The organism is Ichthyobacterium seriolicida (assembly GCF_002369955.1).
Taxonomy (GTDB): Bacteria; Bacteroidota; Bacteroidia; order Flavobacteriales; family Ichthyobacteriaceae; genus Ichthyobacterium; species Ichthyobacterium seriolicida.
Genome location: NZ_AP014564.1, coordinates 133922 through 149959, shown reverse-complemented (window position 1 = coordinate 149959; position 16038 = coordinate 133922). Strand labels below are relative to the sequence as shown.

Below are 16038 nucleotides of genomic sequence, written 5' to 3'. Positions count from 1 at the left end.
ACTACACTACTATATAAATTATGAGGGTAACTAATGATAGCGTGAATAGCGATTTCGATAAGATTACTATAAGCCTAGCGTCTCCAGAGTCTATTTTAAGTTCTTCATACGGTGAAGTTCTAAAGCCAGAGACTATAAATTATCGAACACATAAGCCTGAGAGAGATGGTTTGTTTTGTGAGAGAATATTTGGTCCTGTTAGAGACTACGAGTGTTCTTGTGGGAAGTACAAGCGTATAAGATACAAAGGTATAATCTGTGATAGATGTGGTGTAGAAGTAATAGAAAAGAAGGTTAGGAGAGATAGAACGGGGCATATAACTCTGGCAGTTCCAGTGGTTCATATTTGGTATTTCAGATCATTGCCAAATAAGATAGGTTATTTATTGGGTATTTCTTCAAAGATTTTGGATTCTATAATTTACTATGAAAAATACGTAGTAATCCAGCCTGCTGGTGTATTGAATTCTAAAGGAGAGCCTCTGAATAAGATGGACTTATTAACTGAGGAAGAGTATTTAGATATAGTTGATAAATTACCGGTAGATAATCAGTATTTAGAGAATACTGATCCAAATAAGTTCATAGCTAAGATGGGGGCAGAATGTCTTTATGACATATTAGAATCTACAGATTTAGACAAGTTGAGTTATGAGTTGAGGGATAAAGCCAATAATGAAACCTCTAAGCAGAGAAAGCAGGATGCTTTAAAGAGGCTTCAGGTGGTTGAATCTTTTAGAGATGCTAGGAGTAGGGTAGAGAATAAGCCAGAGTGGATGATTCTAAATATATTACCTGTAACTCCACCAGATTTAAGGCCTTTAATGCCTCTTGATGGAGGTAGATTTGCCACTTCAGATTTAAATGATTTGTATCGTAGGGTTATAATTAGAAATAACCGTTTAAAGCGATTGCTAGATATAAAGGCTCCTGAGGTCATTTTGAGGAATGAAAAACGTATGCTACAGGAATCGGTGGATTCTCTCTTAGACAATACTAGAAAATCCTCTTCTGTAAACACAGAGGTCAATAGGCCTTTGAAGTCTTTATCTGATTCTTTAAAAGGTAAGCAGGGGCGTTTCCGTCAGAATTTGTTGGGTAAGAGGGTGGATTATTCAGCTCGTTCTGTAATTGTAGTCGGGCCTGAACTGAAAATGCATGAGTGTGGTTTACCTAAAGATATGGTGGCAGAATTATACAAGCCATTCATTATAAAGAGACTTATAGACAGGAACATAGTAAAGACGGTAAAATCAGCAAAAAAGATAATAGATAAAAAAGATCCTGTAGTTTGGGATATATTAGAAAATGTAATAAAGGGTCATCCCGTGTTGTTAAACCGAGCTCCTACTCTTCACAGATTGGGGATTCAGGCTTTTCAGCCTAAGTTGATAGAGGGTAGAGCTATTCAGTTACACCCTTTGGTGTGTACTGCTTTCAACGCCGATTTTGATGGGGACTTAATGGCTGTGCATTTACCTTTGGGGCCAGAAGCTATATTAGAGGCTATGTTATTGATGTTGGCTTCTAACAATATATTAAACCCAGCCAATGGAGCGCCTATAACTGTTCCTTCTCAAGATATGGTATTAGGGCTTTACTATATGACTAAAATGAGAGTCTCCACTGATGATTATAAGGTAAAGGGAGAGGGATTAGTATTTTACTCTCCAGAGGAACTCATGATAGCTTATAATGAGCGAAAGGTAGAACTCCATGCCTCTATAAGAATTAGAATGGTCAATGAGCAGGGTGTAAGTGAGATAATAAACACTACCGTAGGTAGGGTTATATTCAATCAGGTTGTTCCCAAAGGGGTTGGATACATAGATAAGGTTTTGACAAAAAAGACTTTGAGAGATGTTATCTCTAGTGTATTGGAAAAAACCGATGTTCCTACTACTGCTAATTTCTTAGATGATATTAAAACTCTTGGTTATGAGAACGCTTTCAAGGGAGGCTTATCTTTTAGTATAGGAGATATCATTGTGCCTGAAGAGAAAACAGATATGGTATCTAAAGCCAATGATAGTATAAATGTCATCACTGGTAATTATAACATGGGGCTTATAACTAACAATGAGAGGTATAATCAGGTAATTGACGTGTGGACGGATACTAATGCTACACTTACAGAATTAGCTATGAAACGTTTGAAAGAAGACAATCAAGGTTTTAATTCTGTTTACATGATGTTAGATTCTGGTGCGAGGGGATCTAAAGAACAGATTCGTCAGTTGAGTGGTATGCGTGGTTTGATGGCTAAGCCTCAAAAATCTGGCTCTTCAGAGGGAGAGATTATAGAAAATCCTATTATAGCTAACTTCAAGGAGGGATTATCCATATTAGAGTACTTTATATCAACTCATGGAGCTCGTAAAGGTCTTGCCGATACTGCATTAAAGACTGCAGATGCAGGGTATCTGACTCGTCGTTTGGTCGATGTAGCACAAGATGTGATAATTAGAGAAGAAGATTGTAATACTCTAGTAGGAATAGAGGTATCTGCATTGAAGAAAAATGAAGAAGTTATAGAGACTTTGTATGAAAGAATTATAGGTAGAATTTCTCTTCACGATGTATATGATCCTGTTAGTAATGAGTTGTTGGTAGCTATGAATGATGAGATAACAGAGAGAGAAGCAGCTCTTATAGAAAAATCATCTGTAACATCTGTGGAAGTTAGGTCTGTTCTTACTTGTGAATCTGAGAGAGGTGTATGTGTGAAGTGTTACGGAAGAAATCTATCTAATAATAGAATAGTTCAAAAGGGTGAGGCTGTTGGTGTTATAGCTGCCCAATCTATTGGAGAACCAGGTACACAGCTTACCTTACGTACTTTCCATGTGGGTGGTACTGCAGGAAATATATCAGAGGGATCTAGTTTGATAGCTAAGTTTGACGGTGAGATCAAATTAGAAGATATAAGAGTTATATACAAGAGGGATGATGAAGGTAAAGATGTTTCAGTAGTAGTTTCTCGTTCATCTGAAGCTAAAATTCTAAATTCTGAAAATAAAAATATCCTTTCGGTAAATAATATTCCATACTCTTCCACCATTTTTGTCAAAGATGGAGATAAGGTGAAAAGAGGAGATGTTATTTGTTCTTGGGATCCATATAATGGAGTTATCATATCTGAGATAGAAGGAACCATAAAGTATGAAAATATAATTCAAGGAGTTACCTATCAGGTAGTCGTAGATGAACAGACCAGGTTTAAAGAAAAGGTTATTACAGATTCTAGAAATAAGAAAATTATATCTATGTTATCTGTATTAGATCGAGATGGAAATGTTGTAAAGTCTTATAATTTACCTGTGGGAGCGTATCTTATGGTAGAGGATGAGGAGGAGGTGAAAATTGGAAAAGTCTTGGTTAAGATTCCTAGAAAATATGCTAAGGCGGGGGATATAACAGGGGGTCTACCTAGGGTGACAGAGTTATTTGAGGCTAGAAAATCTTCTAATCCAGCTGTTGTTTCAGAGATAAATGGTGTAGTTTCTTTTGGAAAGATAAAAAGAGGTAACAGAGAGATTATAGTAGAGTCCAAACAAGGTGAGATCAAAAAGTATTTGGTTAAGATGTCTAATCAAATATTAGTTCAAGAGAATGATTATGTAAAGGCAGGATTAGCCCTTTCTGATGGAGTTATTACTCCTCAAGACATTTTAAATATAAAGGGACCTACTGCTGTACAAGAATATTTGGTCAATGAGGTACAAGATGTGTATAGGTTGCAGGGGGTAAAGATAAACGATAAGCACTTTGAGGTTATAGTTCGCCAGATGATGACTAAGGTTCAGATCGTAGATTCTGGAGACACTAAGTTTTTAGAGGGGGCAGTAGTACATAAACGAGATTTCCATAAAGAAAACGACTCTGTACTCAACAAGAAGATAATAGAAGATTCTGGAGACAGTGAGAAGTTTTCTAATGGACAGATAGTTACAAATAGAGAGTTTAACGATGAGAATTCTAAGTTAAAGAGAAGTGATAAAAAAGCTATGATGTCTAGGGATGTGATACCAGCTGTGGCAACTCCAGTGTTACAGGGGATTACTAGGGCTTCTCTACAGACTAAATCTTTTATATCTGCTGCTTCTTTCCAAGAGACTACTAAGGTATTAAATGAGGCTGCTGTCAATGGTAAATCAGATTATCTAGAGGGATTAAAGGAAAATGTAATAGTGGGACATAAGATACCTGCTGGTACTGGTATTTTTGATATTGATAAAACACAAGAGAATATAGAAAGTGAATTAGTAGAGGAGCTTAAGGTAGAGTAAAAATTAAAAAAACATGTTATATGAGCAATATTGATAATAAAGCAAATAACAAGGAGAATCATTTAGATATAGAAATAGAGTTAGATGAGTCAGTATCTGAGGGGACCTATTCAAATCTAGCTATTATAAATCATTCTGCCACGGAGTTTATTATAGACTTCATAAATATAATGCCAGCTATGCCTAAGGCGAAAGTCAAGTCTAGGGTTATTTTGACACCTCATAATATCAAGAGGCTATCTATGGCTTTAGATAAAAATCTAAGTAAGTACGAGTCTCAATTTGGTGAGATAAAAGTAGAGGAGGAGGTATTACAGGGCAATATGCCTATAACTTTTGGATCTACAGGAGAAGCTTAGTTATTTTATTGAATAATCACTATTATGGAAGTTGTCAAGTGTTTGATAATAGGTTCTGGTCCAGCTGGTTATACGGCTGCTATATATGCATCTAGGGCGGATTTGAAACCGGTAATGTATACTGGATTAGAAGTCGGAGGGCAACTAATTAACACTACAGATGTGGATAATTTTCCTGGTTATCCAGATGGGGTTAAAGGTAGGGATATGATGGAAGATCTAAAAAATCAAGCTGGTAGATTTGGCACTGTTTTTAGATTTAAAAATGTAGTAGATATAATTCCATCGCTAGAAGAGGGAGGTTTACATAAAGTTGTCATTGAAGATGGAACAGAGCTCAGTGCTAAGACAGTTATTATATCAACTGGTGCTACGGCTAAATCCCTTGGCATACCTTCTGAAACTAGACTGAAAGGATATGGAGTTTCAGCTTGTGCTATATGTGATGGTTTTTTCTATCGTGGTCAGAGTGTCGCTGTTGTTGGGGGAGGGGATACTGCTGCTGAGGAGGCTTCGTATCTATCGAATATATGTTCTAAAGTAACTTTGTTAGTTAGAGGAACTGAGATGCGTGCTTCTAAGGCAATGCAAAATAGGGTTCTAGATAAAGAGAATATAGAGGTATTGTTTAATACTCAGGTGCAGGAGGTTTTAGGGGATAGTGAAGTCACAGGTGTCAGCATTATAAATAGTAACACAGGTGATATAAGAGAGCTGAGTATAAGTGGATTATTTGTAGCTATAGGTCATAAGCCTAATACGGATATATTTAGAGGGAAGTTAGATATGGATGAGATGGGTTATATCATAACAAAGCCTGATTCTACAAAGACCAATTTACCTGGAGTGTTTGCTGCTGGTGATGTTCAAGATAAACATTATCGTCAAGCGGTTACTGCTGCTGCTACTGGTTGTATGGCTGCTTTGGATGCAGAGAGATACATACAGAATAGCAATTAATTTTGGTTTGAGACAACTTTAAGCGATAGTGTCATACCTCATTATTGAGAACTCCTCCTTGTAGACTATAACAGTTTTTAAATCCTCTTTCCCTCAAAATGTTTACTGCTTTTAAACTTCTTTGTCCTAATTGACAAATTAAAACTAGACTCCTTTGATCGTCTATTTCATTTATCTCATCCAAAATAGATTCGATATTTTTTTCAACTACTTGTATTTTTTTTATTCTGGGCAATTCATCGAGATTTCTAATGTCTATAAATAATGTATTAGGATTCTTTTTTGCTAATTCGAGAGATATTTCAAGAGATGATAAACTGTGAATATCACAATTTAAAAGGTCATAATTTTCGCCTTTAAAATAATTATTTGATGATGTTTTTACATCCTCATCTATATTAGTTTTACAAATATCAAAAATGGAAATATCGTTATTTAAGGAATTGAATGTCAATAATTTACCTGAAAGAGGGACACCTATCTTTAAAATTATCTTTAATATTTCATTAGCTTGAATACTTCCTATTATCCCTGGGAGCACTCCCAATACGCCACTCTCTGAACAAGAAGGAATAAAAGCTTGAGGAGGATGCGCAAATAAGCTTCTGTAGTTTGGGCCTCCTTTATAATTAAATACAGATACCTGCCCTGAAAACTCATTTACAGAAGCATATACTAATGTTTTATCCAAGGCTACACAAGCGTCATTTAGTAAATATTTAGTAGAAAAATTATCTGTTCCATCAGCTATTATATCATAGCCTTCAATAATATGAGATATATTTTTTCTAGTTAGTCGATCCGCATAAGACTGTATGGAGATAGTAGGGTTTAGATTGTAGAGCTTTTTTTGGGCTATATGAGATTTATATTTACCTATGTCGTCTGTTCCAAACAGGACCTGCCTTTGTAGATTAGACTCTTCTACACGATCGTGATCTATAATACCTATTTTTCCTACTCCTGCTGCTGCTAAATATTGTAAAATAGGACAACCCAGGCCTCCAGCTCCAACTATCAAGACCTTAGCCTTAAACAGTTTTTGTTGGCCTTTATGACCTACATCTCTCAAGGAAATATGTCTATCGTATCTCGACATAGCACGGACAAAATTATCTTAAATATTCACAAATAATAAAATGAAAAACTATAAAAACAAAAACAGACAGTCCTTTACACGGCTGCCTGTTTAGAGTTGAATGAATGAGTGTGGTTTTAAATTAGTTTGATTTAACCACCTTAACCCAATAATGACCCTTTATATCAGTATTCTCCTTAAGAGTATACTTTACTTCTGCTCCATTAGAAAAATCTTTAGCGCCAGTAGGATCTGCTGTTAAAGTAAGACTAGAAGGAGAAGTAATATTAAAGGTAAGTGTTAAAGTATCTAAACCTGTAGTGCCAGAAGACACGGTAATGGTTATAACCCTAGTAGTCTCATCAACAGAAGTTACATTAGCTCCAGTAGAAGGAGAAGTAACAGTTATATTTCCTGCAGTCACAACCTTAGTAGAATCATGTATAAAGACATCATATTTTTTTGATGTAGAGCCATTTTCAGCTCTTACTGTATATGTAACTGGATTTTCATAAGAAAAAGTTTGTTCTCCACTTGGAGAAGTTATAGTAGCATAATCTGATTGTTTTATAGTAGGAGTTGAACTTGCTGGAGGGCTGGTCACAGGTACAACTATTCTGCCTTTATCATCAGTACTGCCAGTAACTGTCTCTGTAATATCACCTTGATCAGAATTAATTGCAAAAGATGTAATTTGAGCTAGATTTGATTTTGTCCTAGTTACTGTAACTGCATAAGTTTTTGTCATTCCATTAGCTGTTACTGTATAATCAACAGCGGTGCCGCTAGTAAACTGCTGAGGGTTATCCTTAGCAGGATTAACAGTAGGAGAGCCATCTCCTCCCAACTCAATTGTAGGAGTTAGAATTATTTTATTCTCAGTCCCTTCCGAATCCTTCTTAACCGTAGCAGGAAGCGTTACTGTTATGGTACTATTAGCATGATCAATTGCCCCAGTTACATCGGTATCACCTAGATTTTTACCATTATTGCCACTAGTGTCTTTTCCAAACTTAAATGACTTAATAAATGGCCCTTTAACGGCTTGTACAGTATAAATACTTTTAGAGCCAGTATCGGTTTTTATTAGAGTAAATTGTTTGCCATTAATATCTCCAGATGTCCCCGAAGCAGGAGTTAAAGTATAGCCTTGAGTAGGCTCACTCGTATAATTTAAATTTGTTAAATCAATATCAGTGCTACGGCTAGTAACTTTATGATCAAACTTTAATTTTATTGTTCCAGTATTACTAGTGCCGCTAGGATGCGTAAATTCAGCAATTACCTCACCTGCAATGCCATTTGTTTCATTAGCTTGTATAGTAAACCCTGTCAATTTTGGCGCCGCTTCTTTAGTTAGAGTTACAGTGTATGTTTTTGTATATCCTGGCAAATACTGATTTGGAACGTTAACAGTTTGAGTATTATTACTACTAAAATCCAAAGCAGTAGGAGTAACATAATCTGCAGCAATATTATCCCCAGTAATAGAAGCTTTTAAATTTGTTATATCAACCGTATTAGCTACTCTAATTGCTATAGTTCCAGATCCTAAAAAATTACCGTGATTAATAGGTGAAGCGCTATATTCAGTTGGACTAGTAGGAAACCCACTATTACCTGCATTTTGAGTTTTAGTAAACTTAAATTCAGTTATTCTTGGCTCTTTATAAACTTTTACAGAATACACTTTTCTTCCTCCAGCAGGACCTACTGCACTATATTTTACAGCAGTTGTATGAGAAGAGCTGAAATCAGTAGCTTCAGTATAAGAAGTAGTTCCAGATTCTCCCTTGTATATTTGAGTTCCAGAAGGAGCGGTGCTAGCTGTAACAGTTGGTACTAACTCAGTTAAAGTAGCATCATGAGGAACTTTAACAATTATAGTTCCATCATCTTTAACATCACCTGATATATCATTTACAATATTTTTACCACTATTACCGCTTTGAGTAAATGTAAAACTTCCTATCTGAGGTTCAGTATTTTGAGTTACAGAAACTGTATATACTTTAGTAAAATCTGTAGCTGAAGAATTAGACGATGTTACAGTATATTTAACAGGAGTAGCAGTAGATTGAGAAAAATCTGTCTGAGCAGAAGGAGTAAAATCAGGTTTAGTATTCTCTCCCACTTCGATTGTAGGAGTTAAATTAGATAAAGTAACACCATTAGGAACTGTTACAGATATAGTGCCAGCAATGTGATCGATTATCCCTGTTACACCTTCACCAGTTATACCCGTATTAGTAGAACTCCCGCCAGACTCAGCAGCAGCAAACTTAAATGATTCAATATAAGGCCCTTTAACTACTTCAACAGTATAAACTCTTTGAGAACCTAAAGCAGTTTTCAAAGTGAATTCTTTGCCATTAATATCTTCAGATATTGTGCCAGCAGCTGGATCTAAAGTGTGATTATCTGGAATGGTAGCAGTAAAACTTAGACCAGTAAGATCAATACTCTCATTATAAGGAATCTTCAATAAAATCCTACCTGTAGCAGTTTCAGTGTCATCAGTTATAACAGCAGCAACCTCAGCTTTAATGCCTTTCCCTTTATCAGCATTTATTAAAAAACTTGATAAAACAGGTGTCGATTCTCTAGTCATATAAACAGTGTAGTCTTGAGTAGTATTGTCAGGAGAAGTCAACGTAAATACTTTTTTATAACGTTTAGGAGAAGGTGTTTCAGTAGACTGCTCAGAAGGTTCCTCAGTAGACTCTTCAGAAGGGTTTTCAACAAGTTCAAAATCAGTTTCTTCACCACTAGCAGGGGATATGGTAGTCCCTTCACATGAGGTTATATTAAACTTTAAGCCAGTTAGTTCAGCCGAACTAGGAACTGTTAATGATATAGTATGATTGTTAATATCTATATCACAGTTTATATCAGAACCTAAATTTTTTCCCTCATTTTCAGAATCCAATAAGGAAAATGATTCTATGCATATATTCATATTATCTTCTATAATTTTCTTTTTATCACAAGAGAAAAAAATTATCGATAACAACACGAAAGAGAAAATAATACTCTTTACAAAATAATTTTTCTTAAACATAATTTTAATAATATAACTGGTAAAAAAACTACAATCCTTTAAATGCCACAGCATTCAAAGTATTAGCCATAAGACTTATCCTAATCTCTACCCCAAAGAACAGAGAATTTAATATACCAGCTAAGATAGTAGTAATTATTTAATCCCCGTTTTTTTTATATAAACAAAAACAGACAGCCGTAAAACTGACTGCCTGTTTAGAGTTGAATAAGTATAATTGGAATTTATTTATTAACCAGCTGAACCTTCAACCGTTACCTTAACCCAATAATGACCCTTTACAACATTATTCTCCTTAATAGTATACTTTACTTCTTTTCCTGCAGAAAAATCTTGAGCGCCACCAGTAGGTTCTATGCTAAGATTAGAAGATGTAGTATCAGTCAAAGTAAGCGTTAAACTACTAAGATCAGTATTCTCAGGCACAGTAACAGTTATAACTCTGGTAGTTGCATCAATAGATGCAGAAGCTCCACTAATATCATTAGTTCCATCTGTTATTTTCAAACTATCAGCAACTATAACCTTAGTAGAATCATATATATAAACGTTATAACTCTTTGTTCTACTATTATCCTCAGATGTTACAGTATATTCTTTTGACTCATCATACGAAGTAAAAGTTTGAGCTCCAGTTGGAGAAGTTATAGTAGCATAATATAATGTTTTTACAGTATAATTTGTTGAAGTTATTGGAAGATCGGTCACAGGCACAATTATTCTTCCTTTATCATCAGTGTCAGTCTCCGAAATAAGACCTTGTCCTGATTCTATTGCAAATGATTTAATCATAGCTTCAGTTGAAGGTGTTCTAGTTACAGTAACTTGATACGTTTTTTCCATTCCATCTTTACCTGTTACTGTACAATTAACTGGGGTGCCACTAGTAAACTGTGTAGAAGTATTAGTATTAGGAGAAACAATAGTAGGATTATCTCCTCCTAACTCAATTGTAGGAGTTAGAGTTATTTTATTCTCAGCCCCTTCCGAATCCTTCTTAACTGTAGCAGGAAGCGTTACTTTTATGGTATTATTTTCGTGATCAATTGCACCTGTTATAGGGCTACTAGAACCTATACCTTTCCCGCTATTTTTAGAATCTTCAAATTTAAAAGACCTAATAAAAGGCCCTTTAACTGCTTGTACAGTATAAGTTCTTGTAGAACCTAAGGAAGTTGTTAGAGTAAATGTTTTCCCATCAATGCTTCCAGTTACTGGAGTACCAGGAGTTAAAGTATGCCCATCGATAGGAGCGCTAGTATAACTTAATCCATCTAGGTTAATTTCAGTAGCAGTGTCTCTAGGGAATTTTAATTTTATTGTTCCAGTAGCGACGTTATCGGCACCATCATGAGTTAATTCAGCATTTACCTCATTTTGAATACCTTTACTAGAATTAGCGTTTATTTTAAAGCTTGTCAATTTTGGCGCTAATTCTTTAGTTACAGTTACTTTATAAGTTTTTGTTGTGCCATCTTGAGCTGTTACAGTATACTCTACTTCTGAGCCAGATGTAAAAGTATTAGCTTTTTCATCTCCTGGACTAACTGTAGCTCCAGAACGTACCTCTATAGTAGGCTTAAGATCTGTTAAATCAACAATGTTTGGAACAATTAATGATATAGTAGCTTCTCCATTTTCTAACTCTATTATAGTTCCCGTTATGTCTTTTACAAGGCTCTTACCATTATTTTTTTCATTAATAAATTTAAATGAACTAATAGCGCATTCATTAGATAGCTCTTTAGTTATATAAACAGGATATTCTTGAGACTTATCATCCTTTGTTACAGTAAACACCTTTTTGTAACGTTGTTGATAATAAGGCTCAGAAGCAGTTTCTTCCTTAGTAGATTCTTCAACGATAGGTTCAAAATCAGTTTTTTCACCACTAGCAGGGGATATGGTAGTCCCCTCACATAGGGTTATATTAAACTTTAATTCCGTTAGTTCAGCCGAACTAGGAACTGTTAATGATATAGTATAATTCTCAACATCTATCTCACTGTTTATATCAGAACCTAAATTTTTTCCCTTATTTTCAGAATCTAATAAGGAAAATGATTTTATTAATGATTCTATGCATATATTCATATTATCTTCTTCAGCATTCTGAGTTACAGAAACTGTATATACTTTAGTAAAATCTGTAGCTGAAGTATCATTAGATGTTACAGTATACTGAACATTAGAACTGAAATCTGTCTGAGCAGAAGGAGTAAAATCAGCTTTAGTGTTCTCTCCCACTGTAATTGTAGGAATTAAACTAGATAAAGTGACACCACTAGGAACAATTAGTTTTATGGTGTTTTCTTCGTTATTAATCGTAGCTTCTACTTCCTTAGTTATACCTGTATTAGCAGTTCCTCCAGCAGGATTAGGTTTAAATTTAAAGGCACTAATATAAGGCCCTTTAACTACCTCCACAGTGTAAACTCTTTTAGAACCTGTGTCAGTTTTTATCAGAGTAAATTGTTTTGTAGTAATATCTTCAGCTATTGTACCAGCAACTGGATCTATAGAGCACCCTTCAGGAACATTGATAGCAGATGTTAATCCTGTTAAAGTAATAGCTCCTTTGTAAGGAATCTTTAATAAGATTTTGCCAGTATCAGAACCTTCCTCATGAGTTAATTTAGCAGTTACTTCATCTTTAATGCCTTTATTTTCATCAGCTGATATTTTAAACTCAGTCAATTTTGGAGCATCTTCTTTAGTTATGTATACAATGTAATCTTGATCCTTACCATCTTTTGTTACAGTAAAGACCTTTTTATAACGTTGAGTAGAAGGCTTTTTAGGAGCTTTTTCAGAAGCCTCCTTAGTAGTAGTTTCTTCCTCAGTCGATTCTTCTACAACTTCAAAATCAACTTCTTCACCACTAGTAGGGGATATGGTAGTCCCTTCACATGGAGTTATATTAAACTTTAATCCAGTTAATTCAGCTGAATTAGGAACTGTTAAGGATATAGTATAATTTTCAGCATCTATTTCACAGTTTATATCGGAACCTAATTTTTTTTCTTTATTTTCAGAATCCAGCAAGGAGAAAGATTCTATACATACACCTAAATCATCTTGGTAAACCTTATTTTTCTCACAGGAGAAAATAATTATCGATAAAAACACAAAAGAGAAAATAATACTCTTTACAAAATAATTTTTCTTAAACATAATTTTAATAATTAAAGAACAATAATCCTATAAATCCGATAGGATTAAAAGGATTAGCCATAATATTTATCCTAATCTCTATCCCAAAAGACAGAGAACCGATCATCTCAGCTAAGATAGTAGTAATTATTTGAATAGCGTTTTTTTATATAAACAAAAAAAGCTGCATCGGTTTTGAGACAGCTTCTTAGAGTTGAATATGTGTTGTTTTAAATTAATTTAGCTTGATTTAACCACCTTAACCCAATAATGACCCTTTACATTACTACTACTATCTTTAAGAGTATACTTTATTTCTTTCTCATTAGAGAAATTTTGAGTGCCAGTAGAATCTGCTGTTAGAGTATAGCTAGGAGTGGTGCCACTGCAAGTCAAAGTAAGTGTTAAATTATCTAAATTGGTAGTACTAGAAGGTACAGTAATGGTTATAACCCTAGTAGACTCATCAACAGAAGTTACACTGCTTCCAGCAGGAGCATCAACAGTTATATCACTATCAGTTAGTTTCTTAGTAGAATCATATATATAAACTTCATAAGTCTTTGAAGAGTTATCTTCAGCTGTTACAGTATATGTAACAGGATTTTCATATGAATCAAAAGTTTGAGCTCCACTTGGAGCTATACTAGCATAATCTGATTGTGTTATAGTAGGAGTTGAACTTGCTGGAGGGCTGGTCACAGGTACAACTATTCTGCCTTTGCTACTGGTATCAGTAGCGCTAGGGTGTGTAATATTACCAGTAGCAGAATCAATTGTAAATGATGTAATCTGAGCTATAGTTGATTTTTCTCTAGTTACAGTAACTGTATAAGTTTTTGTCATTCCATTAGCTGTTACTGTACAATTAACTGGGGTGCCACTAGTAAACTGTGTAGAAGTATTAGTATTAGGAGAAACAATAGTAGGATTATCTCCTCCTAACTCAATTGTAGGAGTTAGAGTTATTTTATTTTCACTTGATTCCCTTGCTACCGTAGCAGGAACTGTTATAGTTATGGCTCCAGTTTCATGGTTAATATTTCCACTCACAGCATTGCTTATACCCGTATTAACGCTCCCGCTAACAGCGGCAAACTTAAACGACTTAATAAATGGCCCTTTAACTGCTGTTACAGTGTACTTTGAGGTAGAACCTAAAGCAGTTGTTAGAGTAAATTCTTTTTCATGAATACTTTCTGAAGCTCCTAAAGGAGTACTAGGAGCTAAAGCATGTCCATCACCAGGAACGCTAGTAAAAGCTAATCCTGTTAAATCAATATCTCCATTATGGCTTTGAACTTTATGCTCAAACTTCAATTTTATCTTTCCACCCTTTCCATCACTATCACTAGCAGGATGCTCAAATGTAGTAGTTACAGAATTTTCTGCTATACCTTTACCAGTATTAGCTGTTATTTTGAACTCTGTCAATTGCGGCGCTGCTTCTTTAGTTAGATTTACAGTATACTGTTTTTGAAATGAATCCAAATATTCATTCTGAACTGTAATAGTTGCAGAATAAGGAGAAGTGTCACTAGTAGTAAAATTCAAAGCAGTAGGAGTAGATGTAGAACCAAGATTACTGCCAGTAATAGTAGGAGTTAAGGACGCCACATCAACAGTATTAGCAACTGTGATGGTTATAGTTCCGTTTGCTGAAAAATCACCCTGAGTAATATTCCCGCTATATTCAGCTGGACTAACAGGAAACCCACTATTATCTGTATTTTGAGCTTTAGTAAAGCTAAATGCCTTTATCCTAGGCTCCTTATAAACTTTTACAGAATATACCTTTCTTCCTCCAGCAGGACCCACTGCACTATATTTTACAGGAGTTGTATGAGAATCTTCAAAACTAGTAGCAGCAATAGCGCCTTGTCCAGTATCTCCACTATATACTTGAGTATTAGCCAAAGTAGAAGCAGGTGTAATGGTTGGAGTTAACACATCTAAACTTGCATTATGAGGAACTTTAACAGTTATAGTTCCAGAATTATGATCGATAGTTCCTGATATATCATTTCCAAGATTTTTATTATTGTTAGAAGCAGTCGTAAACTTAAATGTCTCTATCTGGGGTTCAGCGTTTTGAGTTACTGTAACTGTATATATCTTAGTAAAATCAGTCGCTGAAGGATTAGAAGACGTTACTGTATACTCAATAGGAGTAGTAGCAGATTGAGAAAAATTTGTCTGAGCAGAAGGAGTAAACTCAGCTTTAGTGTTATCTCCAACTGTAATTGTAGGAGTTAAACTAGATAAAGTGACGCCATTAGGAACTGTTACAGATATAGTGCCAGCAATGTGATCTATATTCCCCGTTACACCTTCAGTACTTATACCCGTATTAGTAGTTCCCCCAGTAGGATTACTTTCAAATTTAAAATCACTAATATAAGGCCCTTTAACTGCGGTAACAGTGTAAATTCTTTGAGAACCTAAAGCAGTTTTCAAAGTGAATTCTTTGCCATTAATATCTTCAGATATTGTGCCAGCAGCTGGATCTAAAGTGTGATTATCTGGAATGGTAGCAGTAAAACTTAGACCAGTAAGATCAATACTCTCATTATAAGGAATCTTCAATAAAATCCTACCTGTAGCAGTTTCAGTGTCATCAGTTATAACAGCAGCAACCTCAGCTTTAATGCCTTTCCCTTTATCAGCATTTATTAAAAAACTTGATAAAACAGGTGTCGATTCTCTAGTCATATAAACAGTGTAGTCTTGAGTAGTATTGTCAGGAGAAGTCAACGTAAATACTTTTTTATAACGTTTAGGAGAAGGTGTTTCAGTAGACTGCTCAGAAGGTTCTACAAGTTCCAAATCAACTGGATCGCCGCTAGCAGGTGATATGCTAAATTTATCTGAGAGCTTTATATTAAATTTTAATCCTTCTAAAATAGCCGTATTAGGAACTGTTAGTGATATAGTATACTGAGCAGTATCTATCTCACATGTTATATCAGAGCCTATTTTTTTTTCATTATTTTCAGAATCAAATAGAGAAAATGACTCTATACCTACACCAAAATCGTTATTGTAAATGTTCTTTTTCTCACAGGAAAAAATGAATACAGATAACAATACAAAAGAGAAAATAACGCTCTTTGCAAGAGAAAATGTCTTCATGTTTTT

The 16038-nt window shown here is 34.9% G+C and carries 7 protein-coding genes; 3 read left to right on the top strand and 4 right to left on the bottom strand.

Annotated features, from left to right (window positions below):
• Positions 1 to 17 precede the first annotated feature (17 nt).
• Genes rpoC through trxB form a run of 3 tightly spaced genes read left to right on the top strand, consistent with a single transcriptional unit; the run spans position 18 to position 5608 of the window.
• Complete coding sequence (rpoC, locus tag JBKA6_RS00555; protein ID WP_394340185.1) at positions 18 to 4289, top strand: DNA-directed RNA polymerase subunit beta'; 4272 nt, start codon at positions 18 to 20, stop codon at positions 4287 to 4289.
• Positions 4290 to 4309: 20 nt separating this feature from the next.
• Positions 4310 to 4648, top strand: coding sequence for a DUF3467 domain-containing protein (locus JBKA6_RS00550; RefSeq protein ID WP_096684728.1), 339 nt, complete (start codon positions 4310 to 4312; stop codon positions 4646 to 4648).
• A 24-nt stretch (positions 4649 to 4672) separates the two neighbouring features.
• Positions 4673 to 5608, top strand: a complete 936-nt coding sequence (trxB, locus tag JBKA6_RS00545; protein ID WP_394340180.1) for a thioredoxin-disulfide reductase — start codon at positions 4673 to 4675, stop codon at positions 5606 to 5608.
• Positions 5609 to 5639: 31 nt separating this feature from the next.
• Here the strand turns inward: trxB and JBKA6_RS00540 are convergent, their stop codons facing one another.
• From JBKA6_RS00540 to JBKA6_RS00525, 4 genes are all read right to left on the bottom strand, one after another.
• A complete protein-coding gene (locus tag JBKA6_RS00540; protein WP_096684724.1) occupies positions 5640 to 6707 on the bottom strand; it encodes a ThiF family adenylyltransferase in 1068 nt (355 codons plus the stop codon).
• A 121-nt stretch (positions 6708 to 6828) separates the two neighbouring features.
• Positions 6829 to 9747, bottom strand: a complete 2919-nt coding sequence (locus JBKA6_RS00535; RefSeq protein ID WP_096684722.1) for a DUF5018 domain-containing protein — start codon at positions 9745 to 9747, stop codon at positions 6829 to 6831.
• 231 nt (positions 9748 to 9978) lie between these two features.
• Positions 9979 to 12921 (bottom strand): DUF5018 domain-containing protein, encoded by a 2943-nt coding sequence (locus tag JBKA6_RS00530; protein WP_096684721.1) that lies wholly within the window; start codon positions 12919 to 12921, stop codon positions 9979 to 9981.
• Positions 12922 to 13140: 219 nt separating this feature from the next.
• Positions 13141 to 16032: a DUF5018 domain-containing protein gene (locus tag JBKA6_RS00525; protein WP_096684719.1), complete on the bottom strand. Its 2892-nt coding sequence runs from the start codon at positions 16030 to 16032 to the stop codon at positions 13141 to 13143.
• Positions 16033 to 16038: the final 6 nt, after the last annotated feature.